Origin of the sequence: Microbacterium sp. H1-D42 (assembly GCF_022637555.1) — a bacterium.
Taxonomy (GTDB): Bacteria; Actinomycetota; Actinomycetes; order Actinomycetales; family Microbacteriaceae; genus Microbacterium.
In genome coordinates this window covers 2,403,598-2,427,362 of record NZ_CP093342.1, presented here as the reverse complement: position 1 = coordinate 2,427,362, position 23,765 = coordinate 2,403,598, and the positions used below count along the sequence as shown (strand labels likewise).

27 protein-coding genes are annotated in these 23,765 nt (G+C 68.7%); 17 read left to right on the top strand and 10 right to left on the bottom strand.

Going from position 1 to position 23,765, the window contains the following annotated elements:
• Positions 1-21: 21 nt before the first annotated feature.
• Together typA and MNR00_RS11565 are read left to right on the top strand one after the other, a co-directional pair.
• Positions 22-1,932: a translational GTPase TypA gene (typA, locus tag MNR00_RS11570; protein ID WP_241926073.1), complete on the top strand. Its 1,911-nt coding sequence runs from the start codon at positions 22-24 to the stop codon at positions 1,930-1,932.
• A 270-nt stretch (positions 1,933-2,202) separates the two neighbouring features.
• On the top strand, positions 2,203-3,078 hold the full coding sequence (locus MNR00_RS11565) for a phospholipase (protein ID WP_241926072.1): 876 nt from the start codon (positions 2,203-2,205) through the stop codon (positions 3,076-3,078).
• A gap of 7 nt (positions 3,079-3,085) precedes the next feature.
• Here the strand turns inward: MNR00_RS11565 and MNR00_RS11560 are convergent, their stop codons facing one another.
• Positions 3,086-3,631 (bottom strand): XRE family transcriptional regulator, encoded by a 546-nt coding sequence (locus MNR00_RS11560; RefSeq protein ID WP_241926071.1) that lies wholly within the window; start codon positions 3,629-3,631, stop codon positions 3,086-3,088.
• A gap of 66 nt (positions 3,632-3,697) precedes the next feature.
• Here MNR00_RS11560 and MNR00_RS11555 point away from each other — a divergent pair, with 66 nt between their 5' ends.
• The 7 genes from MNR00_RS11555 (at position 3,698) to MNR00_RS11525 (ending at position 8,533) form a co-directional block, all read left to right on the top strand.
• Positions 3,698-4,444, top strand: a complete 747-nt coding sequence (locus MNR00_RS11555; RefSeq protein ID WP_241926070.1) for an AzlC family ABC transporter permease — start codon at positions 3,698-3,700, stop codon at positions 4,442-4,444.
• Positions 4,441-4,755: an AzlD domain-containing protein gene (locus MNR00_RS11550; RefSeq protein ID WP_241926069.1), complete on the top strand. Its 315-nt coding sequence runs from the start codon at positions 4,441-4,443 to the stop codon at positions 4,753-4,755. The genes MNR00_RS11555 and MNR00_RS11550 overlap by 4 nt, the downstream gene beginning before the upstream one ends.
• 31 nt (positions 4,756-4,786) lie before the next feature.
• Complete coding sequence (locus MNR00_RS11545; RefSeq protein WP_241926068.1) at positions 4,787-5,221, top strand: histidinol dehydrogenase; 435 nt, start codon at positions 4,787-4,789, stop codon at positions 5,219-5,221.
• 9 nt (positions 5,222-5,230) lie between these two features.
• Entirely contained in the window at positions 5,231-5,551 is a 321-nt protein-coding gene (fdxA, locus tag MNR00_RS11540) for a ferredoxin (RefSeq protein WP_241926067.1), read from the top strand.
• Positions 5,552-6,664 (top strand): succinyldiaminopimelate transaminase, encoded by a 1,113-nt coding sequence (gene dapC, locus MNR00_RS11535; RefSeq protein ID WP_241926066.1) that lies wholly within the window; start codon positions 5,552-5,554, stop codon positions 6,662-6,664.
• A gap of 165 nt (positions 6,665-6,829) precedes the next feature.
• Positions 6,830-8,149 (top strand): citrate synthase, encoded by a 1,320-nt coding sequence (locus MNR00_RS11530; protein ID WP_241926065.1) that lies wholly within the window; start codon positions 6,830-6,832, stop codon positions 8,147-8,149.
• Positions 8,150-8,194: 45 nt separating this feature from the next.
• Positions 8,195-8,533: an SHOCT domain-containing protein gene (locus MNR00_RS11525; RefSeq protein ID WP_241926064.1), complete on the top strand. Its 339-nt coding sequence runs from the start codon at positions 8,195-8,197 to the stop codon at positions 8,531-8,533.
• 158 nt (positions 8,534-8,691) lie between these two features.
• Here MNR00_RS11525 and MNR00_RS11520 read toward each other — a convergent pair whose 3' ends face one another.
• Together MNR00_RS11520 and dapD are read right to left on the bottom strand one after the other, a co-directional pair.
• A complete protein-coding gene (locus MNR00_RS11520) occupies positions 8,692-10,251 on the bottom strand; it encodes a DEAD/DEAH box helicase (protein WP_241926063.1) in 1,560 nt (519 codons plus the stop codon).
• A gap of 198 nt (positions 10,252-10,449) precedes the next feature.
• The gene (dapD, locus tag MNR00_RS11515) at positions 10,450-11,391 is read right to left on the bottom strand and encodes a 2,3,4,5-tetrahydropyridine-2,6-dicarboxylate N-succinyltransferase (protein ID WP_241926062.1); all 942 of its coding nucleotides are present in this window, start codon (positions 11,389-11,391) and stop codon (positions 10,450-10,452) included.
• A 90-nt stretch (positions 11,392-11,481) separates the two neighbouring features.
• On the opposite strand from dapD, the gene dapE reads away from it, so the two are divergent.
• The 3 genes from dapE to MNR00_RS11500 all read left to right on the top strand — a co-directional run bounded on the left by dapE (position 11,482) and on the right by MNR00_RS11500 (position 14,049).
• Positions 11,482-12,555, top strand: coding sequence for a succinyl-diaminopimelate desuccinylase (dapE, locus tag MNR00_RS11510; RefSeq protein WP_241926061.1), 1,074 nt, complete (start codon positions 11,482-11,484; stop codon positions 12,553-12,555).
• Positions 12,537-13,775 (top strand): hypothetical protein, encoded by a 1,239-nt coding sequence (locus tag MNR00_RS11505; protein ID WP_241926060.1) that lies wholly within the window; start codon positions 12,537-12,539, stop codon positions 13,773-13,775. Before dapE ends, MNR00_RS11505 begins: the two co-directional genes overlap by 19 nt.
• 100 nt (positions 13,776-13,875) lie before the next feature.
• Entirely contained in the window at positions 13,876-14,049 is a 174-nt protein-coding gene (locus MNR00_RS11500; protein WP_241926059.1) for a DUF3117 domain-containing protein, read from the top strand.
• Positions 14,050-14,132: 83 nt separating this feature from the next.
• Here the strand turns inward: MNR00_RS11500 and MNR00_RS11495 are convergent, their stop codons facing one another.
• A complete protein-coding gene (locus tag MNR00_RS11495; RefSeq protein WP_241926058.1) occupies positions 14,133-14,765 on the bottom strand; it encodes a class I SAM-dependent methyltransferase in 633 nt (210 codons plus the stop codon).
• 87 nt (positions 14,766-14,852) lie between these two features.
• Here MNR00_RS11495 and MNR00_RS11490 point away from each other — a divergent pair, with 87 nt between their 5' ends.
• Entirely contained in the window at positions 14,853-15,251 is a 399-nt protein-coding gene (locus MNR00_RS11490) for a twin-arginine translocase TatA/TatE family subunit (RefSeq protein ID WP_241926057.1), read from the top strand.
• A 3-nt stretch (positions 15,252-15,254) separates the two neighbouring features.
• Here MNR00_RS11490 and MNR00_RS11485 read toward each other — a convergent pair whose 3' ends face one another.
• From MNR00_RS11485 to MNR00_RS11475, 3 genes are read right to left on the bottom strand one after another with little or no spacing between them, the layout of a single operon-like run.
• Positions 15,255-16,376 carry a P-loop NTPase gene (locus tag MNR00_RS11485; RefSeq protein WP_241926056.1) on the bottom strand — a complete coding sequence of 374 codons (1,122 nt, stop codon included), beginning with the start codon at positions 16,374-16,376 and terminating at the stop codon, positions 15,255-15,257.
• Complete coding sequence (locus MNR00_RS11480; protein ID WP_241928832.1) at positions 16,363-16,887, bottom strand: DUF1003 domain-containing protein; 525 nt, start codon at positions 16,885-16,887, stop codon at positions 16,363-16,365. Before MNR00_RS11480 ends, MNR00_RS11485 begins: the two co-directional genes overlap by 14 nt.
• Complete coding sequence (locus MNR00_RS11475) at positions 16,887-18,167, bottom strand: CBS domain-containing protein (RefSeq protein WP_241926055.1); 1,281 nt, start codon at positions 18,165-18,167, stop codon at positions 16,887-16,889. The genes MNR00_RS11480 and MNR00_RS11475 overlap by 1 nt, the downstream gene beginning before the upstream one ends.
• A gap of 76 nt (positions 18,168-18,243) precedes the next feature.
• On the opposite strand from MNR00_RS11475, the gene MNR00_RS11470 reads away from it, so the two are divergent.
• Genes MNR00_RS11470 through MNR00_RS11460 form a run of 3 tightly spaced genes read left to right on the top strand, consistent with a single transcriptional unit; the run spans position 18,244 to position 20,158 of the window.
• Positions 18,244-19,065: a general stress protein gene (locus MNR00_RS11470; RefSeq protein ID WP_241926054.1), complete on the top strand. Its 822-nt coding sequence runs from the start codon at positions 18,244-18,246 to the stop codon at positions 19,063-19,065.
• The gene (locus MNR00_RS11465; protein WP_241926053.1) at positions 19,062-19,472 is read left to right on the top strand and encodes a hypothetical protein; all 411 of its coding nucleotides are present in this window, start codon (positions 19,062-19,064) and stop codon (positions 19,470-19,472) included. Before MNR00_RS11470 ends, MNR00_RS11465 begins: the two co-directional genes overlap by 4 nt.
• Entirely contained in the window at positions 19,469-20,158 is a 690-nt protein-coding gene (locus MNR00_RS11460; RefSeq protein WP_241926052.1) for an alpha/beta family hydrolase, read from the top strand. Before MNR00_RS11465 ends, MNR00_RS11460 begins: the two co-directional genes overlap by 4 nt.
• On the opposite strand, the gene MNR00_RS11455 is transcribed toward MNR00_RS11460, so the two are convergent.
• The 3 genes from MNR00_RS11455 to MNR00_RS11445 all read right to left on the bottom strand — a co-directional run bounded on the left by MNR00_RS11455 (position 20,133) and on the right by MNR00_RS11445 (position 22,633).
• Complete coding sequence (locus MNR00_RS11455; RefSeq protein ID WP_241926051.1) at positions 20,133-20,771, bottom strand: YdcF family protein; 639 nt, start codon at positions 20,769-20,771, stop codon at positions 20,133-20,135. The genes MNR00_RS11460 and MNR00_RS11455 overlap by 26 nt on opposite strands.
• A 228-nt stretch (positions 20,772-20,999) precedes the next feature.
• Positions 21,000-22,481 (bottom strand): HNH endonuclease signature motif containing protein, encoded by a 1,482-nt coding sequence (locus MNR00_RS11450; protein WP_241926050.1) that lies wholly within the window; start codon positions 22,479-22,481, stop codon positions 21,000-21,002.
• Positions 22,445-22,633, bottom strand: a complete 189-nt coding sequence (locus MNR00_RS11445) for a hypothetical protein (protein WP_241926049.1) — start codon at positions 22,631-22,633, stop codon at positions 22,445-22,447. Before MNR00_RS11445 ends, MNR00_RS11450 begins: the two co-directional genes overlap by 37 nt.
• Positions 22,634-23,089: 456 nt before the next feature.
• On the opposite strand from MNR00_RS11445, the gene MNR00_RS11440 reads away from it, so the two are divergent.
• Entirely contained in the window at positions 23,090-23,764 is a 675-nt protein-coding gene (locus MNR00_RS11440; protein ID WP_241926048.1) for a HEAT repeat domain-containing protein, read from the top strand.
• The last annotated feature ends 1 nt before the right edge of the window (position 23,765 follow it).

Here is a 23,765-nt window from a genome sequence, read left to right as displayed (position 1 = left end):
CACATCCTTTAGGACTCCTGAATGGCGCACGCCCTCCGCTCTGATCTCCGCAACGTCGCAATCGTCGCGCACGTCGACCACGGCAAGACCACGCTCGTCGAGGCAATGCTGCGCCAGACCGGCTCGTTCGGCGAGCACGCGCACCTCGAAGAGCGCTCGATGGACTCCGGTGACCTCGAGCGTGAGAAGGGGATCACGATCCTCGCGAAGAACACCGCGATCACGTACAACGGGCTGCACACCGAGACGCCGGTGACGATCAACGTCATCGACACCCCCGGTCACGCAGACTTCGGCGGTGAGGTCGAGCGCGGTCTGTCGATGGTCGACGGCGTGGTGCTGCTGGTCGACGCGTCCGAGGGTCCGCTGCCGCAGACCCGCTTCGTGCTGCGCAAGGCACTCGAGGCGAAGCTGCCCGTGATCCTCCTGGTCAACAAGACCGACCGCCCTGACGCTCGCATCGCCGAGGTCGAGGCCGAGGCGCAGGACCTGCTGCTCGGCCTGGCATCCGACCTCGTCGACGACGTGCCCGACCTCGATGTCGATGCGCTGCTCGACGTGCCCGTCGTCTACGCGTCCGGCCGCGCCGGCGCTGCCTCCGGCAACCGCCCCGACAACGGCGCGCTACCTGACAACGACGACCTCGAGCCTCTGTTCGAAGCGATCCTCGAGCACATCCCGGCACCCTCATACGACGACGAGGCGCCGCTGCAGGCGTGGGTGACCAACCTCGACTCGAGCCCGTTCCTCGGGCGGCTCGCGCTGCTGCGCGTCTTCAACGGCACGCTGCAGAAGGGCCAGACGGTCGCCTGGGTGCGCGCCGACGGCACCACCAGCAGCGCCCGCATCACCGAGCTGCTGATGACCCGCGCCCTGGAGCGCTACCCGGCCGAGTCCGCCGGCCCCGGCGACATCGTGGCCATCGCCGGCTTCGCCGACATCACGATCGGTGAGACGATCGCCGACCCCAACGACGTGCGCGCTCTGCCGCAGATCCACGTCGATGACCCCGCGATCTCGATGACGATCGGCACCAACACCTCGCCGCTGGTCGGCAAGGTGCGCGGCCACAAGCTCACCGCTCGCATGGTGAAGGACCGCCTCGACCGCGAGCTGATCGGTAACGTCTCGCTCAAGGTCGTCGACATCGGCCGTCCGGATGCCTGGGAGGTGCAGGGCCGCGGTGAGCTGGCGCTGGCCATCCTCGTCGAGAACATGCGCCGCGAGGGCTTCGAGCTCACCGTCGGCAAGCCCCAGGTGGTCACGAAGAAGGTCGACGGCAAGACGTTCGAGCCGTTCGAGCACCTCACCATCGACGCCCCCGAGGAGTACCTCGGCGCGATCACGCAGCTGCTCGCGAACCGCAAGGGACGCATGGAGGGCATGACGAACCACGGCACCGGCTGGGTGCGCATGGAGTTCGTCGTTCCCGCGCGCGGTCTGATCGGCTTCCGCACCGAGTTCATGACCACCACGCGTGGTACCGGTATCGCCAACAGCATCTCGCACGGCTACGAGGCTTGGGCTGGTCACATCTCGACCCGCCAGAACGGTTCGATCGTCGCTGACCGCACTGGTGTCGTCACCCCGTTCGCGATGATCGCCCTGCAGGAGCGAATGTCGTTCTTCGTCAAGCCCACGCAGGAGGTCTACGAGGGCATGGTGATCGGCGAGAACTCGCGCGCGGACGACATGGACGTGAACATCACCAAGGAGAAGAAGCTCACGAACATGCGTGCGGCGAGCTCTGATTCCTTCGAGTCGATGACGCCTCCGCGCGACCTTTCGCTCGAGGAGAGCCTCGAGTTCGCCCGGGATGATGAATGCGTCGAGGTGACCCCCGAGGTCGTGCGCATCCGCAAGGTGATCCTGGACCAGACGACCCGTGGCCGCGAGACCTCGCGCCAGAAGCGTCAGGACGCGAACGTCTGATCAGCACTCCACATGCGTGCGAAGGCCCCGGTTACGACCGGGGCCTTCGTCGTTCTCGCCGCGGCTCCGAAGCCGAAGATAACGAACCCATAACATACTTCACCTGAATGCTGATGCCTGGATTCCCGGGAAGCCACCACGGAATGCCCAGGTCGGCGAGGGGTTCTGCCCAGGTCGACCCGACAGACTCGTTCTTCGTGCCCGGGAAGCCGCTCCCGATGAGCAACCCCCATGCGGGTCCGGGCCGACGACGACCCGAAAGTCGAACCCATGCTTCATCACCAGAACACCCGTGTGTCCCGCCGGGTGGCCGCCGCCGCTTCCGCGAACACCGCAATGCGCCGCCCGCTGATCGGCATCGCCGTCGGTGCGGCCCTCGTCGCCGCCGCAGCAGCCGGCATCGTATATGCCCCCGCCGCCCTGGCTGCATCCGATACCGCGCTCGCGAGCGCGTCGGACGCCGTCGATGACGGCAAGATCGCGCTGACCTACGCCGAAGCGCTGAACAATGTCGTGGCAGCATCCGACGTGCAGCCGGGCACGGTGTCGACCGCAGTGAACATCACAGGCCTGAAGGCCGATGTCAAGGCCCTGGCTGCGACGGACGGCCTGTCGGCAGTCGCCCTTGCCGGACTCACCGACGACGTCGCCCAGGAGACCGCCGCCGTGCAGAGCCACACCACCGCGCTGCGCAACGCGCTCGCGACGGCGAAGCGCGACAAGGTCGCCGAGGATGCCAGGCTGAAGGCCGAGGCGGAGCGGATCGCGGCCGAGAGGGCCGCGGCGAAGGCCGCAGCGGACGCCAAGCGCGCCGCTGAGGCACTGGCCGCTGTCAACACTCCCGACGGGGCCAAGGTCGCCGCACGCAAGATGGCGGCCGAGCGCTACGGCTGGGGCGACGGCGAGTTCTCATGCCTCGCATCGCTGTGGACCAAGGAGTCCGGCTGGAACTACCAGGCGTACAACAACAACGGCGGAGCCACTGGCATCCCGCAGGCGCTGCCCGGCAGCAAGATGGCCACTGCCGGCAGTGACTGGCAGACCAACGCTGCCACCCAGATTTCCTGGGGCCTGGACTACATCCAGCGCGCGTACGGTTCGCCGTGCTCCGCGTGGGGGCACTCGCAGTCCGTCAACTGGTACTGATCCCGCATCACCGCAGCTCGGTGACGAGCACGGCACTCGTGCCAGGAAGGCGCGCCTCGAACACATGAGGCGCGTCTCCTGCGTATGAGAGGTAATCGCCGGGATGCATGAGCTCCGGCGTTTCGGCGGGGCCGATGAGCGCCTCGCCGCTGACCAGGACGACGTGCTCCGTGGTGCCGGCGTGGTGGGGGAGTGACCGACGAGGCTCACCGGGCTCGGCCTGAATGAGGTAGATGTCGCGTCGTGCACCAGGTGCGGCCGCCGACAGCAGTGTCGCCAGATAGGGCGAGGCGGCAGAGGGCACACCGGCATGGTCGCCCATTCGGATCAGCCGGGGGGCGTTCACGCGCTCCTCGACGAGCGTGGCGAAGGGGATGCCGAGGGCGTCGCCGATCGCCCAGAGCGTCTCCACGCTGGGGTTGCCTGACCCGCTTTCCAGTTGGGAGATCGTGGCTTTCGACACCCCGGCGCGACGCGCCAGCTCTGACACCGACAATTCGGCGGATTCCCGCTCTCGGCGCAGTGAGCGGGCGAGTCGTTCGCGCAGATCCATGTCGTTCAGTATTGCAAACGATCGTTCGACTTGACTGACGATGTGTCGCCGTTCAGAATGATACGCATGCGTTCAGCAGATCGAACAGTCGAGGATGTCGACGGTGATCGCGTCGGCACCCGAGAGGTGTGGCGCGAGGGGCTCGGCGTTGCCATCGCCACCAGCGCCTACGGCATCTCGTTCGGCGCGCTCGCGGTGGCATCCGGGCTCGACGTCTGGCAGACCTGCGTGCTGAGCGTGCTGATGTTCACCGGCGGCTCGCAGTTCGCCTTCATCGGGGTGTTCGGAGCCGGCGGCCTGGCTGCTCTTCCCTCAGCCGTCGCCTCGGCGGCGCTGCTCGGCGTGCGCAACGTCGCCTACGGCATGCGCATGTCGTCGATCATCGGCGACGGATTCTGGCGCCGCGCCGCCGCGGCTCAGGTCACCATCGACGAGTCCACCGCCGTCGCCATCTCGCAGAGCTCCACGCGGCTGCGTCGCCTCGGGTTCTGGATCACCGGTCTCGGCGTCTTCATAGGCTGGAACCTCACCACCCTCGCCGGGGCGCTGCTGGGCGACGTGCTCGGCGACCCCAAGGCGTGGGGCCTGGATGCTGCGGCTGCGGCCGCCTTCCTCGCCCTGCTCTGGCCGCGCCTGAAGCAGCGCCAGGCGGTGGCCGTGGGGGTCGCCGCGGCCGTGGTCGCCGGCTCGCTCACGCCGTTCCTCATGCCGGGGCTGCCGGTGCTCGTCGCTGAGGCCGTCGCGATCCTCGTCGGCTGGTTCAACTGGCTGGGCCGCGATGACGTCGAGCCGGCGAAGGAGGTGGCACTGTGAGCGTGTGGAGTGCGGTGCTGCTGGCCGCGTGCATCTGCGTGGCGCTGAAGGCGTTCGGGTACCTGATCCCCGCGCACCTGCTCGAGGCGCCGCGCCCTGCCCGGATCTCCGATCTGCTCACGGTCGCGCTGCTGGGAGCGCTGGTCGCGGTGCAGACATTGGGTGCGGGGCAGGCGGTGGTGGTGGATGCCCGAGTGCCGGCGGTCCTCGTCGCCGCCGGTCTGCTGTGGATGCGGCAGTCGTTCCTCGTCGTGGTCGTGGCGGCTGCCGCCGTCGCTGCGCTGCTGCGGCTCGTCGGCTGGGCCGTCTGATCGAGGCTGGTCGGGTGGCTAGGCTGTTTCTGTGCGCAGCATCCTCACCCGCGGCCTGTCCTGGCTCGCCGCCGCCCTCGTCGGTGCCGTCTACGGCATCGCGGCCACCATCGCACACAGCTTCATGCTGGGACCTGTGCCCGTCGGGCTGATCGTCGGCGCCATCGGCTGTGCGGCACTGCTCATCGCATTGCGCGCGCTGACCGGTGATCGATGGGCCGCCCTGGCTGCGGGGCTCGGCATGATGGTGCTCATCCTGGTCATCTCGCAGCGCGGACCCGGCGGGTCGATCGTGGTGCCCGACACTCCGCTCGGCAACATCTGGATGTATGTCGCCTCCGGCATCGTGCTGCTCGTGGTCGCGTGGCCGGACATGGCCAGGCTCCGAGCGCTGTCACAGCCGCCCGTGCCCCCGCAGGCGTCCGGCACCCCGCCCCGAGAGACCGGCACTGCTGAGGGGTCGTAGACTGATCACGTGACGTACGTGATCGCCCTTCCCTGTGTCGATGTCAAGGACCGCGCCTGCGTCGACGAATGTCCCGTGGACTGCATCTACGAGGGTGAGCGGATGCTGTACATCCACCCCGACGAGTGCGTGGACTGCGGTGCCTGCGAGCCGGTCTGCCCTGTGGAGGCGATCTACTACGAGGACGACCTCCCCGAGGAATGGTCGGACTACTACAAGGCCAACGTCGAGTTCTTCAATGAGATCGGCTCGCCCGGCGGCGCCGCGAAGGTCGGCGTGTACGACTTCGACCACCCCGTCGTCTCCGTCTTGCCCCCGCAGGGGGAGTAGGTGAGCGTCCGGGACCTCGCGGACTATCCCTGGGACGCGGTCGTCCCGTACCGGGAGCGCGCAGCCCAGCATCCCGACGGCCTCGTCGACCTCTCGATCGGCTCGCCGGTCGATCCGACGCCAGCGGTGATCCGTGCGGCTCTCGCCGAGGCGACCGACGCGCATTCCTATCCGCAGACCGTGGGCACACCGGCCGTGAGAGAGGCCATCGTCGACTGGTACGCGCGGCGTCGCGGCGTGCCTGATCTGACCGTCGCGAACGTGCTGCCCACGATCGGCTCGAAGGAGCTCGTAGCGCTGCTGCCCACCCTGCTCGGCCTCGGGGCCGGTGACATCGTCGTGCATCCGAGGGTCGCATACCCGACGTACGCCGTCGGCGCGACGGTGGCGGGTGCCACCCCTGTCGCCGCCGATGACCCGGCCGAGTGGCCGGAGGGCGCGAAGCTGATCTGGATCAACACGCCGGGCAATCCGGACGGTCGGACCTGGACCGTCGACGAACTCGCCGCCGCAGTGCGCCGCGCGCGCGAACTGGGTGCTGTGCTGGCCAGCGACGAATGCTATGCGGAGCTCGGCTGGGAGGGCCAGTGGGAGAGTGAGCCGATCCCCTCGGTGCTCGACCCGCGGGTGACCGGAGGCACCCGTGCGGGACTTCTCAGCGTCTACTCGCTGAGCAAGCAGTCCAACCTGGCCGGCTATCGGGCCGCATTCATCGCCGGCTGCGCCCGGATCGTCGGCGACGTGCTCACCGCCCGCAAGCACCTGGGGCTGATGCCGCCGGAGCCAGTGCAGCACGCCATGGCCGTGGCTCTGGGCGACGACGCGCACGTCGCGGCCCAGAAGGACCTCTACCGGCAGCGGCGGGATGCCCTCGCGCCGGCGCTGCGGCAGGCCGGCTTCCGGATCGACGGCTCAGAGGCGGGGCTGTACCTGTGGGTGACGGAGGGGCGCGACGCCTGGGAGTCGATCGACCGCCTCGCGCGGCTCGGCATCCTCGCCGGCCCCGGCCACTTCTACGGCGACCACTCCGCACAGCACGTGCGCCTGTCGCTGACCGCGCCACTGGAGCGCGTGCAGCAGGCGGCGGCCCGGCTGACAGCATCCGATTCGTGAAAGTCCTTCGCATCCTGCGGAGGCCTTTGTGTGGATCACTGCCAGAATCGGCGATCTCTTGGCGGATGTCACAGTAGGCCGGAGGCGCGGCTAGGCTGTAAAAGCGATGTGATCGCGTTCGGCTCCATGCCACGCGACCCGGTGCCACGTGCCAGCCATCGCCCCATGACGATTCAGACGCAGCAGGAGGTTGGCGTGAGCGCAGCTCAGCCCGAGAAGGCGACCCTCTCGATCGGTGACACGACGGCGGAGTTCCCTCTCTTGCGTTCCACCAGCGGAACCAACAGCATCGACTTCTCGACGCTCACTCGCCAGACCGGGTACACCGGTCTCGACTACGGGTTCGTGAACACGGCATCGACCAAGTCGGCCGTCACCTTCATCGACGGCGACAAGGGCATCCTGCGCTATCGCGGCTACCCGATCGAGCAGATCGCGAAGAACTGCACGTACCTCGAGGTCGCCTGGCTGCTCATCTACGGTGAGCTGCCCACCCCGGCCGAGCTCGCCGACTTCGACGAGCGCATCCGCCGGCACACATTGCTGCACGAGGACCTGAAGCACTTCTTCTCGGCGCTGCCGCACACCGCGCACCCGATGTCGGTGCTCTCTTCGGCCGTGGCCGCGCTGTCGACCTACTACGAGGGTCAGACCGACCCGAACAACCCCGAGCACGTCGAGATCAACATGATCCGCATGCTCGCGAAGCTTCCGGTGATCGCGGCGTACGCGCACAAGAAGAGCGTGGGACAGGCCTTCCTGTACCCCGACAACTCGCTGAGCTTCGTCGACAACTTCCTCAAGTTGAACTTCGGCGTGCACTCCGAGCCGTACGAGGTCAACCCGGTGATGTCGAAGGCGCTCGAACTGCTGCTGATCCTGCACGAGGACCACGAGCAGAACGCCTCGACCTCGACGGTCCGCCTGGTCGGCTCCACAGGGGCGAACCAGTTCGCGTCGATCTCCGCCGGCATCCAGGCGCTCTCCGGCCCGCTGCACGGCGGTGCGAACGAGGCCGTGCTGACCATGCTCGGTCAGATCCGCGAGTCGGGCGAGAGCATGCAGCGCTTCGTCGAGCGCGTGAAGAACAAGGAAGACGGCGTGAAGCTGATGGGCTTCGGGCACCGCGTCTACAAGAACTACGATCCGCGCGCGAAGCTCGTCAAGGATGCCGCAGACGAGGTGCTCGCCTCGCTCGGCGTCAGCGACCCGCTGCTCGATCTCGCGAAGGAGCTCGAGGAGATCGCGCTCGCAGACGACTACTTCAAGGAGCGTCGCCTATACCCGAACGTCGACTTCTACACCGGCGTGATCTACAAGGCCATGGGCTTCCCGACCCGCATGTTCACTGTGCTGTTCGCGATCGGTCGCCTGCCGGGCTGGCTGGCGCAGTACCGCGAGCTGAACCTCGACCCGCAGACGAAGATCGGCCGCCCGCAGCAGCTGTACACGGGATCGCCGGAGCGGCAGTTCCCCACCCGCTGATCCCTGCGGTCGTCCGTGAGCCGGCGCGGGGTGTAGCGTTCACGCATGGATGATGTGATGTTCGAAGCCGCGCCCGATCTGATGGGCGTCTTCTTCGTGCTGTTCGGCGTGCTCTTCGTCGGCGCCGTGATCTTCATCATCGTGGTCAGCGTGCGCAACTGGAGAGTCGCCAAGCAAGCCGGCTACGACCCGCTCGCCATGGAGACGCAGCTGGCCGCCCAGGTCGGCCGCAGCGCTCTTCTGGCGCCTGCAGGAGCCACGGCGGCATCCTCGCCTGCGAAGTCGATCGAGGAGCGTCTGATCGAGCTCGACGGCCTGCACGCACGTGGTGTGATCTCAGACGGCGAACTCGCCGCTGCCCGTGCGAAAGCGCTCGAAGGCTGACGCTTCGGCGCTGTTCCGGTCGCGATTTCTCTCGCTCGGATGCTGACCCGCGCCACTCGGGTCGCAAAAAGTCCCGCTCGGCGGTGAGCCGAACGGGACATTCTGCGACGGGAGCGTCACTGGCGCGCAGCGCCGGATGACGCGGACGTGGATGCTGGTCAGCGGCCCTGCGGGCGGCTGGCGCGACGGGAACCCTGCGTGCGAGGTGCGCCCTGCGTGGGACCGCCGTGCGCGGGACGCGAGGACCCGCCCTGGCTGCGCTCACCGCGGGGAGCGTTCTGGCCGCGGGCGGCCTGATCCCGCTGTCCCTGGGCGCGACCGCCCTGATTGCCCTGGCTCTGCCCGCCCTGGCCGCGCTGGCCCTGACGCTGCGACTGCCCGGCGGATGCCGCACCGCCCTGACCGCCGGCGGCCTGGCCACCGGAGCGACGACGGCGCGAACCACCGGCCGCCTGCTGCCCGCCACCGGCGGACTGCCCACGGCCTGCACCGCGACCGCCACCCTGCTTGGGCTGGCTCTGCTGCTGCGGGGGAGCAGGCTTCACGTGCGGGGCGCGCTCGCCCACGAGCTCGTCGACAGCGGCGGCGGTCGCGGGCTCGGGCGCGACCTTGATCGCGGCCTTGCGCAGCAGGTCGTGCACATCCTTGCGCTGCTCAGGCAGCATCAGGGTGACCACGGTGCCGGCGGCACCGGCGCGCGCCGTGCGGCCGGAGCGGTGCAGGTACGCCTTGTGCTCGACGGGCGGGTCGACATGCACGACCAGCTCGACATCATCGACGTGCACGCCGCGCGCAGCGACGTCCGTCGCGACGAGCACACGCACGCCGCCGTCGGCCGGGTCGGCGCTGAAGGCCGCGAGGTTGCGCTCACGGGCGTTCTGGCCGAGGTTTCCGTGCAGGTCGACCGAGGGGATGCCGGCGGCGGTGAGCACCTTCGCCAGCTTCTTGGCCTGGTGCTTGGTGCGCGTGAACATGATGCGGCGGCCGAGGCCGGATGCCATGTCCTGCACGAGCTTCTTCTTGGCATCCGCGTCGGCGGCGACGAGCACCCGGTGGGTCATCTCGCCGACCGGCACGCTGGCCTCGTCGACCTCGTGGCTGACCGGGTTGTGCAGGAAGCGCTTGGCGAGCGAATCGATGCCACGGTCGAGCGTGGCGCTGAACAGCAGGCGCTGCCCGTTCGCCGGCGTGGCCGACAGGATGCGGGTCACGCCGGGCAGGAAGCCGAGGTCGGCCATGTGGTCGGCCTCGTCGAGCACGGCGATCTCGACGTCCTTCAGCGAGACGACGCCCTGCTTCATGAGGTCTTCGAGACGGCCAGGGCAGGCGACGACGATGTCGACGCCATTGCGCATGGCCGTCTCCTGCGGGCGCTGGCTCACGCCGCCGAAGATGGTGGTCACGCGCATGTTCGCTGCGGCAGCGAGCGGCGAGATGGTCGCCGCGATCTGCGTGGCGAGCTCGCGCGTCGGGGCGAGCACGAGGCCACGCGGGCGGCCGGGCTGGCGCTTGCTGGCGGATGCTGCCAGTCGCGCCACCAGGGGCAGCGCGAACGCGATGGTCTTGCCGCTGCCGGTGCGGCCGCGGCCGAGCAGGTCGCGTCCCGCGAGGGAGTCGGGCAGCGTGTCGCGCTGGATGGCGAACGCTTCAGTCTTGCCGTCGGCCGCGAGAACGTTCGCGAGGGCGGCGGGCACGCCGAGGTCGAGGAAGGTAGGCATAGGTGTAGCTCCGTGAAAGGCGCAGGAATTCTGCGGGAAGTGGGCGACGGCGCGGGATCGCGCATCGTTTCGCCGCTCGATAAGACCGCTGCCGGATGCCGGTGCGGAAGTGTTTCGACGACGCAGACGTCTCGCTTGGCGAGGGGCGTCAGGATCAAGGGTAGCAGTCCTGAGTGGCTGACCCTGTGAACGGACCGCTCAGGCGTGCAGTGCGTCGTTCAGAGTCACGCCCGAGCCCGCACGCGACTTCGCCTCGATGGCGCCGGTCAGCGAGTTGCGCCAGAACAGCACACCGGCGCGTCCGGAGAGCTCTGCGGCCTTCACCGTCGGCTTCGCACCGAAGGCATCCACCGGCCCATCGCTGAGCACGACCTTCGACCCGGCCGTCACGTACAGACCGGCCTCGACGACACTGTCATCGCCCAGCGAGATGCCGATGCCGGCGTTCGCGCCGAGCAGGGCGCGCTCGCCGATCGAGACGCGGTGACTGCCGCCGCCCGAGAGGGTGCCCATGATCGAGGCGCCGGCGCCGATGTCGCTGTTCGCGCCGACGACGACGCCCTGCGAGATGCGGCCCTCGACCATCGCAGGCCCGAGGGTGCCGGCGTTGAAGTTCACGAAACCCTCATGCATCACGGTGGTGCCAGGTGCGAGGTGCGCACCAAGGCGCACGCGCGACGCATCGGCGATGCGCACGCCCTCGGGCTGGACGTAGTCGGTCAGTCGCGGGAACTTGTCGAGCCCCTGCACCTGGATGCCGTGCCGAAGCAGCGCAGGGCGCAGGCGGGCGGCGTCGGCGGGCAGCATCGGCCCGGCATTGGTCCAGGCGTTCGTGGGCAGGTGCCCGAAGATCCCGTCGAGATTGACCTCGTTGGGGCGCACCAGGAGGTGCGAGAGAGCGTGCAGGCGCAGGTAGGCGTCGGGCGTGGATGCCACGGATGCGTCGAGATCGATCGTGAGTCCGATGACCTCGGTGCGCACCGCGCGCCGCTCATCCGTGCCGGCGTGCTGCTCGAGGGCGGCTGCGTCGCCGGCATCCGACTCCCCGAAGCGGACCGTGGGGAACCAGGCATCCAGCACTGTCTCGTCCGACGCGATCGTCGCCAGTCCCATTGCCGATACGGTGCGCTCGCTGCTCATCCGTCTACGGTAACGCGCGGATGGCCCGCGTCGGTACGCCGGGTCACGCTGTGGGGCCAGGGCCGGTGCCGCGTCGATAGGGTGGAGGACATGGTGCTCGATCTGACCGCATCCGCCGCCGACCTCACTCGCGCCCTCTGCGACATGGACAGCGTGTCCGGGGGTGAGGGGCCGCTGGCCGACGACATCGAACGGGCCGCATCGGCGTACGACCATCTCGAGGTGATCCGGCACGGCAACACCGTCGTCGCCCGCACCAACCTCGGGCGCCCGCAGCGCGTCGTCATCGCAGGACACATCGACACCGTGCCGATCAACGGCAATGTGCCGACCCGCGACATCGAGATCGACGGCGTGCCGCACATCTGGGGACGCGGCACTGTCGACATGAAGGCCGGTGTCGCGGTGCAGCTGAAGCTCGCCGCCGAGCTCACCGAGCCGGCCGTCGACATCACCTGGATGTGGTACGACAACGAAGAGGTCGACGAGTCGAAGAACGGCCTGTTCCTGCTCTCGTCAGCGCGTCCCGACCTGTTCGCAGCGGACTTCGCGATCCTCGGCGAGCCGTCCGACGGACGGGTCGAGGGCGGATGCAACGGAACACTGCGCGCGATCGTGCGCACCCACGGTGTCCGCGCACACAGCGCGCGCTCCTGGGTCGGCGAGAACGCGATCCACGGTGCTGCGCCGATCCTCGCCCGCCTCGCCGAATACCGAGCGCGTGAGATCGAGGTGGAGGGCCTTGGGTACCGAGAGGGACTCAACGCCGTCGCGATCCGTGGCGGGATCGCCGGCAATGTGATCCCGGACCTCTGCGAGGTCGAGGTCAACTACCGCTTCGCGCCGATCAAGAGCATCGACGACGCGCAGGCGCATGTGCGCGGCGTCTTCGCCGGCTTCGAGGTCGAGTTCACGGATGCCGCCGCCGGCGCCCGCCCAGGACTCGACGCACCCATCGCGCAGCGGTTCCTCGCTGCAGTCGGCGGTGAAGCGCACGCGAAGTACGGCTGGACGGACGTCGCCCGGTTCTCGGCGATGGGGGTGCCCGCTGTCAACTACGGCCCTGGCGACCCGCACCTGGCTCACCACGACGAAGAGCGCGTCCCGCTCGCGCAGATCGATGACGTCGAACGCGGACTGCGGGCGTGGCTGAGCGGGTCCTGACCTCGGGCAGCACCAGCCCGTGGCGCTCGACGGTGCGCGGCTGGGCGCGGCTGCCGGTCACGGGGCGCATCGCGATCGTCTACCTGCTCGCCCGGCTGGTGACGACCGGATTCCTGGTGCTGGCCGGCACTCTGTCGACGTCAGCCTCGCGGTTCGGGGTCGACCCGACCCTCGGCGAGTACGTGCTCGGCTGGGATGCCCAGTGGTACTGGTGGGTGGCCGAGAACGGCTACCCGCAGACGCTGCCGCGGACACCGTCCGGAGAGGTCACCGAGAACGCCTGGGCGTTCATGCCCGTGTACGCCTACCTCGCCAAGTTCGCCGGCTTCGGCGACTGGGGGGCTGGTGCGCTGCTGATCTCACTGGCAGCCGGCTTCCTCGCCTGCCTTGCGCTGCACCGCCTGCTGCGACCGCGGATCGGAGCGGGGGCGGCGATGTGGGCGGTGGTGTTCTTCGCGAACGGCCCGCTGGCGGCGCTGTTCCAGGTCGGATACGCCGAGACGCTGTTCGTCCTGTTGCTGCTGGTCGCGCTGGATCTCGCCTCGCGTCACCGCTACCCGCTGCTGTACCTGATGATCCCGGTGATGGGCTTCACCCGTCCTGGCATCCTCGCCTTCGCGCTGTTCCTCGGACTGCACGGCATCTCGCGCTGGCTGCGCCGGGGGCGTGAACCGCTGCCGGTGCGCGACATGGTGCACATCGTCGCGCTGGGCGCGCTGGCGACCGTCGTCGGCTTCAGCTGGCAGGTGATCGCCGGCGTCGTCACCGGCGACCCCGGCGCGTACTTGAAGACCGAGTTGTCCTGGCGGCGCAACTGGCTCGCGGAGCCGAGCCCCGAGTTCTTCCCGTTCGAGGGCTTCGTGCGCGGGGCGGAGTTCTGGGCGAGGCAGTGGGGGATGCCGGCATGGGCGGGCTGGATCCTGCTGATAGCACTGGTGGTCGGCCTGGCCCTCATGCTGCTGCGCGCGCGCAGCGTGCGTCGGCTCGGAATCGACATCCGGCTGTGGAGCGCCAGCTATCTGCTCTACCTGCTGGCGGTGTTCTTTCCGCAGTCCAGCACGTTCCGACTGCTGATGCCGCTGACGCCGCTGGTCGGCGCGCTGGCCGTGCCGCGCTCGCGCGCGTATCGATGGGGGATGCTGGTGGTCTGCCTGCTGCTGCAGTGGCTGTGGATCCTGGCGATGTACGCGATGGCGCAGACCTATTGGCAGGTTCCGTAGCCGCTCGACGCCGATCAGGGGGTCGCATCATGGCAGGCGGACGACGGTGTCTGCTGCTACCGATAAACTGGTCGCATACCACCGAGGAAAGGGAGCCACGATGGCAGCGATGAAGCCGAGGACTGGCGACGGGCCGATGGAAGCCGTGAAGGAAGGTCGACTGATCATCGTGCGGGTTCCGCTCGAAGGCGGCGGCCGTCTGGTCGTGTCCGTGAACGATGCAGAAGCGAAGGAGCTTCATGACGTGCTTGCCGGCGTTGTGAATCCGGCCTGACAGATCGACAGCGAGAAGGGCGATGGATGCGATCCATCGCCCTTCTTGTGGCTGTGCGCGTGTCTGTCCGGTCGGCGTCGGCGCTATTCCGAGATGCGCGCGAGCTGCAGCAGGCCTTCACCCGTGGTGGAGAGCGCGGCGAGTACCGCCTGCGATTCCTGGGTCTCCTGGATGAGCGACCGGTATGCGGTCGTGACCGCGTCACGCTGCACCGGGTCGGCGACCTTGCCGCCCGCGAGCACGCGGGGCACGAGTACGAGCCCCCCGTTGCGCACCAGGCGCAGGCTGTGCTCGACGTACTCGATCACGTTCTCGGGATCTGCGTCGACCAGCACGATGTCGTAGGCGCCCTCGTTCATGCGGGGCAGCACATCTGCGGCACGGCCGGTGATGAAGCGGGCCCGTGCCGGCGGGATCTTCGCGTCGGCGAACGACTGGCGAGCGACGCCCAGATGCTCGGGCTCGTTGTCGATGGTGGTCAGCACTGCCTGCGGGGCGCCGCGCAGCAGCCACAGCCCGGATACGCCGGCACCAGTGCCGATCTCGACGATCGAACGCGCGCCGCTGGTCGCGGCCAGCACAGCACACTGCGCACCGATGCCAGGGCTGACGGGCGCGGCGCCGAGCTCGACGGCATGCGCGCGGGCGCGCGCGATGGCAGAGGGCTCCGCTATGGTCTCGCGGGCGAATCGGGCGTTCGCGTCGTGCTCGCTCATGGGGATTCTCCTGAGAATGGGGGGCACTGTCCAGAGTAAACGGCACAGGTGGATCCGAAGGTGAGGCGCGACGGGTAGCCTAAGGGGATGGAATTCGGGTTGACCTTCGACAAGCTGCTGCTCATCGGCCTTGTCGCTGTGCTCATCATCGGTCCTGAGCGCCTGCCGAAGGCGGCGGAGGGGTTCGCGAAGTTCGTGCGTCGGGCGGGGGAGTACCTGCGCGACACACGCAGCAAGATGCGCGATGAGCTCGGACCTGAGATCGACGAGGTGGACTGGCGCAAGCTCGACCCGCGTCAATACGACCCGCGCCGCATCATCAGGGACGCCCTGTTCGAGGAGCCCGACTTCACCGCGGCGCCGGTGGCCAAGCCGGCCTCGAGCAACCCGTTCACCACCGATCCCGTGCAGTCGCCGCGCACGCCGATGACACGCACGGCGTTCTCGCGTGCGACGCCGCCGCCGTTCGACGCCGAAGCCACCTGAGCTTCAGGTCAGACGCATCGGCAGGGAGCGCCCTGCCAGTCCCCGGCCACGTTGGGCGATCGTCCGAGCGAGCTCGATGATCGCGTGGGCCGCGAGGTCGTCGGGGTCGTCCAGCACGACCGGGATGCCCGCATCGCCGCCCTGGCGCAGCGCCGGGCTGAGCGGGATGGATGCCAGCAGCGGCACGGCTTCCGCATCCGAACTCAGCGCGCCGGCCACCTCGGCGCCGCCACCGGCGCCGAACAGGTCGACCAGCGTGCCATCGGGCAGCGTGAAGGCGGCCATGTTCTCGACGACGCCGATCACCTTCTGACCGGTCTGCCTGGCCACCAGGCCAGAACGAATCGCCACGTCGGACGCCGCTGACTGCGGGGTGGTGACGACGAGCACCTCGGCGTGCGGCAGGATCTGCCCGATGGAGATGGCGATGTCGCCGGTGCCGGGCGGCATGTCGATGAGCAGCACGTCCAGGTCGCCGAAGAACACGTCGGTGAGGAACTGCTGCACTGTGCGGTGCAGCATCGGTCCGCGCCACGCGACGACCTCCTCGCCCTCGCGCAGGAACATCCCGATCGACACCGTCTTCACCTCGTGGGCGACCGGGGGCAGCATCAGATCGTCGATGCGCGTCGGCTGGGTGCCCGGCGCGATGCCGAGAAGGCCAGGGATCGAGAAGCCGTGCACATCAGCATCCACCAGCCCCACCCGAAGGCCCTGCTGGGCCAGGGCGACGGCGAGGTTCGCGGTGATCGTCGACTTGCCTACGCCGCCCTTGCCACTCGAGACCAGGATCACCCTGGTCAGCGAGTCCGGCCCGAACGGCATCTGCCGAGCCGGACGCCCTGCTCGCAGCTTCTCGGTGAGCGCGCGGCGCTCGTCGGGGGTCATCACCCCCACATCCACGTTCACGTCTGTGACGTCGGGGACGGATGCTGCGGCAGTGCGCACGTCCTGTTCGATGCGCTGGGCGGCGGGGCAACCGACGATCGTGAGCACGATGCCGACGTGCGCCGTGCCGTCGTGGACGGTGATGTCGCGCACCATGTCGAGGTCGCCGATCGGGCGGCGCAGCTCGGGGTCGGTGACGGCCGCGACCGCTGCGCGCACCCGGTCAGCGGGTGTCATCGCGATCCCTGCCTCGTTCGTCGGTCCGGTCGTCGCCGAGTTCGGCGAGCAGGGCCTTCAGCTCCTGGCGCAGCACGTCGCGGGTGACGGCCTGCGAGCTGCGCTCCTCGAGAGCCAGGCGCAGGGCGACGATCTCGCGGGCGAGGTACTCGGTGTCGGCCAGGTTGCGCTCGGCGCGCTGCCTGTCCTGCTCGATCTGCACGCGGTCGCGGTCGTCCTGGCGGTTCTGCGCGAGCAGGATGAGGGGGGCGGCGTACGAGGCCTGCAGCGACAGCATCAGGGTCAGCGCCGTGAAGCCGAGAGCAGCGTCATCGAAACGCAGCTGCTCGGGCATCAGGGTGTTCCAGGTGACCCACACCGCGCAGAACAGGGTGAGGATGACCAGGAACGCCGGGGTGCCCATCGCGCGGGCGACCCATTCGGTGAATCGGCCGAATCGATCGCTGGACTGAGCGGGGACGCGACCGGCACCGCGGCTGCCCGGGGTGTCAAGGCGATTGGCGCGGGCCATCATCGGGCACCGCCCGCGCCGGCATCGGCGGTATCGGTGCTCTCCTCGGCGTCGGTGGTGCGCCAGTCATCCGGCAGCAGGTAGTCGAGCACATCGTCGACGCTGATCACGCCGACGAGTCGGTGCACTGCGTCGACCACTGGCAGCGAGACCAGGTCGTAACTGGCGAGCATGCGCGCGACCTCGGCGGCCGACGCCGTCACCGACACCGGTTCGAGGCTGTCGTCGAGGATCGCCCCGAGTCGCTCGTGCGGGGGATAGCGCAGCATCCGCTGGAAGTGCACCACGCCCAGCAGGCGGCCGGTCGGCGTCTCGAACGGCGGCAGCGTGACGAAGACGGCGGCAGCGAGCGCGGGGTGCAGCTCGTGCCGGCGGATCAGAGCGAGCGCCTCGGCGACGGTGGCGTCTGCAGAGAGGACGATCGGCTCCGGCGTCATGAGACCACCGGCGGTGTCAGGGCCGTAGCGCAGCAGAGTGCGCACGTCCTCGGCTTCTTCGGGGTCCATCAGCGCGAGCAGCTGCTCGAGACGCTCGGGGGGCAGCTGGGCGAGCAGGTCGGCGGCGTCGTCGGGCTCCATCTCGTCGAGCACGTCGGCGGCGCGCTCGTCGTCGAGGCGATCGATGATGCCGATCTGGTCGTCCTCCGGCATCTCCTCGAGCGCGTCGGCGAGGCGCCCGTCCGGGAGCTCCTCTGCGACCTCGATGCGGCGCTGCTGCGGCAGGTCGAGCAGCGTCGTGGCGAGGTCAGCGGCATGCATCTCGGAATAGGTGGCCACGAGCTGCTCGGCGGACTGGGATTCTCCTGGCATCCGAAGCTCGGCGACCTCGTTCCACACTGCGAACGTGGTCGGTCCCTTCGCGAACGGCGAGGGGTTGGTCTTGGGCTTGCGCAGGAACAGCTGCGTGATGGCCCACTCTCCGTGGCGATCCTGCTCGATCGCGACGTCTTCGACCGTCGCCGTGCCGGAGCCGTCGACGAGGCTCACACGGCGGCCGAGGAACTCGGCGAGCACGCGCACTTCGCCGTGTCGCGGCTGGAAGCGGCGGACGTTGATCAGGCCGGTGCTGATCACCTGACCGGCGCGGATGGAGGTGACGCGTCCGATCGAGAGGAACACCTGGCGGCGGCCCGGGATCTCGATGACGAGGCCGATCACACGGGGCGCGGCGGTTTTTCGGTACACGATGACGACATCGCGGACTTTGCCCACCCGGTCGCCGGCGGGATCGAACACGGCGCACCCGGCCAGGCGCGCGACGAAGATCCGTTGTGTGCTCACGGCTCCAGCGTAGTCCGGGCGGGCCCGCTGACCGCGGTAGGTGTCGCCTCATACCTGACGATGGGACAATGGCGGGATGAGCATGCTGAACCGCCCGATGAACGGCAGTGACCTCGGCGAGGTCATCGCGTCGACGCGCGACTACGAAGCCGCCCAGAAGACCGTGTCGAAACTCATCGCCGGCGAAGTGCCGGCGCGTGACATCGCGATCGTCGGCGAGGGGGTGCGCACCGTCGAGCGGGTGACCGGCAAACTCGGGTACGCGGCCGCTGCGCGATCCGGTGCGACCAACGGCGTGCTGATCGGCTTGGTGCTCTCGGCGATCATGCTGTTCGGCAACCCCGAGGCGCCGATCACGCTGTTCCTCGGGTTCATCCTCGTCGGTGTCGCGCTCGGCATGATCATGAGCCTGATCACGTATGCGATCGTGCGCCGCCGCCGGGACTTCGCGAGCGTGTCGCAGATGCTGGCCGACCACTACGAGGTGCGCGTGCAGGCGGCCTCGCTGGCGAAAGCGCGCTCGGTGGTGGGGCCGGAGCGTCCGACCACGACGCGCCCCGCAGTCGACCTGAGCGAGCCGCCGCGGTATGGCGAGCGGATCACGCCGGGTGGTGCGGCCGGGGCCGGCGGTGCTGCGTCCGGTGCCGCTGAGTCTGGTGCCGGTGCGCCGCACACGGCCGCCGCGCCGCCGCCGCCGCCGCTTCCGCCTGCTGCCGCGCCGGCTGCTCCTGCTGCTGCCGCGCCGGCCGTTCCCGATGCGGAAACATCGGATGCCGTGGTCGAGGGTTCGTCGGATGCTGCAGGCGGGGGCTCAGCGGATGCTGCCGGCGATGCGCCGATCGACGCACCCGCGGACGGCGACGGCAACGGCCAGGAGCCCCCGGCCACTGCGCGATGACCTCCGCGTCACGGTCAGTCACCGGAGCGTCCGCCTGGGCGTGGGGGCTGCTCGTGCTGCTGCCGATTCCGCTGCTCGGTCCGCTCGTGGCGGGAGGCGGGATGGTGGCGTCCTACCGTTCCCTGGCGCGCGAGGGTGAGGTGGCGAAGGCCAACGCGACATCGGCCCGGCGCTGGGGAACCGCGTTTCTCTTCGTCACTACGGCGCTGCTCGTGATGCAGTTGGTGTGGGGGCTGATCCGCATGACGCAGCCCAGCGCCGCGGCATCCGGATTCTTCCCACAGGCCATCCCCATCGCGCTCTACGCGCTGGCGTGCGTCGTGCATCTGGTCGTCGTAGTCTTCGCCGTCCTGCGCGCGCGTCGCGGTCAGATCGTGCGCTTGCCGTTCGCGCGGAGCGCGTCATGAGCATCGCTGTGCCGCTGCCGAACGGCGCGGTGACGGTGACTTCGGCGTGGGAGCGGCCGGCGGGGGAATCACGCGGGGTCGTGGCGATCGCGCACGGCGCAGGCGCGGGCATGGGGCATCCATTCCTCATCGGCTTCGCCGCCGCGCTGCGCGAGCAGGGCTTCACGACGCTGCGGTTCAACTTTCCGTATGTCGAGGCGGGGCGGCGCCTGCCGGGACCGGCGGCGCACGCGATCCTGACATGGCGCGCGGTGGTCGAGTGGATCCGTGCCGAGGAAGCGGATGCCGCAGACTCGGCCGAGCCGAATGCGCCGGTGTGGGCGTGCGGCAAGTCGTACGGTGGCCGGATGGCGTCGATGGCGGCCGCCGAGGGAATGCAGGTGGATGGCCTCGTCTACCTCGGGTATCCGCTGCATCCGCCGGGGCGGCCGGAGAAGCCGCGGGTGGAGCACCTGCCTGTTGTGCGCCCACCTCAGTTGTTCGTCGAGGGCACCAACGACCCGTTCGTGCAGCCGCTGTCGCAGCTGGAGGAGGCTGTCGCGGCATGCCAGGATGCCCGGATCGCGTGGATCGAGGGTGGCGGTCATTCGTTCGAGGTGAAGGGACGAAAGCGCCCGGCCGATCAGGTCGGCGCGTCGCTCGCGCCGCTGGTGGGGGAGTTCATCGTGGAGCGCGGGCTCGGCTGACGCGCGATCCGCTGAGTCGGGCCTGCACGATTCGCAGCGCGCTGAGGATCTTCAGCACCGGTGCCTCGCCGAAACGGTGCTCTGCGCCACGGACGAGACGTGCGGCGAGATCGGGGCGTTGCTGCCACAGGATCTCTCGCCCCATCTCGGCGTGCGGCCCATTGGAGACGATCTTGATGGTGTCGGCGTGCTCGATATGAGGGATGGCGTTGGTGACGTTCTCCCACGTGGAGCGGCTGTCGAGATCGAGGGCTATGGCGCCGCGGAAACCGAGCTCCTCGCGCGCGTACTTCTGCATGACGATCGCCTCGGGCGTCTCACCGCCGACGGCGCCGCCGCAGAGCACGAGCCGTGACGTCGACGCTGCAGGATCGAGGGATCGGATGCCCGCCCGCACGCGGAACCGATTGACGAAGTTGGCGCGCTCGCCGCGGTTGCGGTAGCCGAGCACGACCACCGCATCGGTTCGTCTTCTGCGATGGCTGAGGCCGGTCTCGGCGCCGAGCCCCCGTCGGTTCGCTCGCAGGTCGATCGACTCGGCCCAGAGCCACGCGACGCAGGCTGCGGCGGCGACAGCCATGGCGGCGCGCCGGGGAGGTCGTGGGTCGGACACATCAGCAACTGTAGAGCGGTCGATCACCTGCAGTGAGCGCCGATCGGACGCGGCGTGCAATGCACTGGTGCGGGATGCTCGCGATGGAGGTGCGCTGCGGGTCCCGCATGGCCGTTGTTCTGCAACACGTGTGCACCGCTGTCTGCCCGGGACGCACCGGTGCGACTGCGGGCGGGTGTGACTGCGGCGGTGGGCTCGAACTGGGGTCGACAATCGGCCGGTTCTTGATCACGCCACGGGCCGGAATCGCTTCGGCGGTGGGTCGATGCCCGCCCACGCCGCTACAAGGGCTGTGCGGGGGCGCAGACATATGGGTGGTTTGCCGCCCGGCGGATGAAGCAGGAAGTCGTCGGTGCCGTCGCGTGTGATGCGCCAGCTATTGTGATGCAACTGCATATGGTGATGGCGGCAGAGCAGGATGCCACGAGCGACGTCTGTTCTGCCGCCTTCTGCATGCCACTCGTCGATGTGATGGGCTTCACAGTACGACGCGGGCCGATCGCAGCCCCTCCAGCGGCATCCGCCGTCGCGTATGGCGAGGGCGATACGTTGCCGGGGTGTGAAAAGTCGGTGCTCTCGGCCGACGTCGAGCGGATTTCCGGAGGAATCGATGGTGACCCGTGCGGCTCCGCTCTCACACATGCGCTGTTGGACGCTCGCGAACGGCACCGGCATGCCGTAGTCCTCGGTGCGCGCGCTGGTCGGTACGCCATCGGCGCCCTGCACCTGCACGAGTCGCACTCCCGCCTGGCGGGTGCCGAACACGTCCTTCGCGTCAGCGAGAGCGCCCGCGTGCAGCAGGTCGATGAGCAGGTCGTAGAACAGCTGATCGTTCGTTCGCGAGTCGGCGGCCAGATCTCGGGCCTCCCGCACCTCATCGGAGCCCACGAACCGCGGGCCACCGCGCCGTGGGCGGAGAGCTGCGTCACGGATGGCCCTCATCCAGGCAGCACCTTCGTCTTCGAACTCGATGTGTCCGCGCTCGCGCCCGTCGGCATCGATCCACGTGCGGAAGCTGCGTCGCTCGTACCGTTCCGCGAACCGGCGCGCCGCGCCCTCAGGATCGAGCTGGTCCCGGATCGCACGTGCTTGGATGCGCAGCTCCTCGACGGTGCGTTCTGCAGCATCTGCGAGGAGTTGCTCGGCCGCTGCCGTCCAGGCGGCGTGCGTGTCGTCAGAGTCCTCGATCGGCTGGCCGAGACCGCGCTGGATCGCGTCCTGCTGGGCGGGTGAGATCCGCCCCTGCATCAGCGCGGTCGACAGCGGCGCGTGCCAGGGGATTCGCCGACCACTATGCTCACCACCGTCAGCAGCACCAGTGCCAGCATCACCAGCCTCCGACTCGTCACCGGCCGGTTTGTCGCCGTCCGACCCGTCTGAGCCGGGCCTTCCGGCACCCGAATCGTCATGATCCGCTGCGTCATTGCTGCCAGGGCTGCCAGTGCCGTTGCAGCCAGGGTCATGGTCATGTGGTCTCTGCGAGTCTGAGCCGTCGTCACGTGTGCTGCCCCGCGCGGCATCCGTCTCGAGGATCGCCAGCCCCAGTCGCACGTGTCGCTGGGCCTCGGCGTAGCCAACGCCGGTGATCTGCTGCACGAGGGCTGCCGGCGTGCGATGCCCACGAGTCTGCGCGAGCCCGTCCTGTCCGGCCACACGCGTCGAACGGGTGGCGATCAGGCCAGCGCCGACGAACTGATGCGTTCCGCGCATCGCGCGAGGGCAGAGGCGGCCTGCAGTGCGCTCACGAGCTTCTCGCTGCCGAACGACGACATCCTTCCCGTGAGCGCATCCACCTGAACATCGTCGCCGAACAGATCGCGGAGCACCGCTGCCTGTTGCTCGAACTCGGTGAAAACTGCCATGTCTCCATCATGGTCACTACCACCGACATTAGAACGAATATGCGAACAGTTCTGGCCGCCAGAAGATCACGGAAGTGTAACGACTGTCGCGAAAGTCAGACCTTCTGCAAAAACACCGTCGCTTTGTCCGATCTCACGGAGAGTCTCGGAGTCTCACGAAAGCTGTAGGGGAGTGTCTCACGGGAGTGTCGGAATCTCATGAAGTGCGTCGGACGAGGCGCATTCGGTCAGGTGCGATGGCTAAGTTGTCGTCTCTCAGCCGTAAACGATCGTTTGCGGCGGGGCGTGCATCTCGAGTCGGATGCCCTGCCGTAGTCGGCGGCGAGCACATGCTTTCGGCTTCACCTATCAGCTCGGGGGCACGGCCCATAATCCTCACTTCAAGGAGATGGAGTCAGAAGCCGCTTGACCTTGACACGATGACAAGGTGTGGAGTCTGATGCGGAGGTGGTTCTGATGAACGAAAACAACACGACTACGCAGGTAACACGACTGAGCAATTCCCTGCGCGCAGGCGATGCGTCCGCTCGCCTGCAGGCTGCTCTCACGGCCGGCATCCATGCAGACGACGCCTATCTACCGATCCTTATCGACCGGTGCGCGGTGGAACCAGATTTCTACGTGAGGGACATGCTCACGTGGGCGATCACCCGACACGATCGCACTCAGGCCGTCGATCTTCTGCTGCCGGAACTCGGCTCGGCGAGCCCGCAGGCTCGCAGTCAAGCGCTGCACAGTCTGTCCAAGCTTCGGGACCCTCGAGCATGGCCGGCGATCACGACTGCCCTGCTGCGCGATGCCGATGAGGAAGTTGCCAAGACCGCATGGCGTACGGCGGCGGGGCTCGCGCCCGAGAATGAACGTGCCGCGTTGGCCCGCGAGTTGGGGAGGAACTTTGGCCGGGGTGATGGTGAGCTTCGGCGGAGCCTGAGTCGTGCGATCGCCATGCTCGGTCCTGTGGCCGAAGACGTGGTTGAGGAGGCCTCAGAGTCCAGAGACCCGGACGTTCGAGCTCACGCCCTCGCCACCGCACATGTCATGGCGCACCCCGACGACAGCTTCGAGGCCGCGGTCGTCGAATCGCGGCGTGTGGTCGCGCTGCGTGCTGCACCTACGATCGGGCAGGACTGAC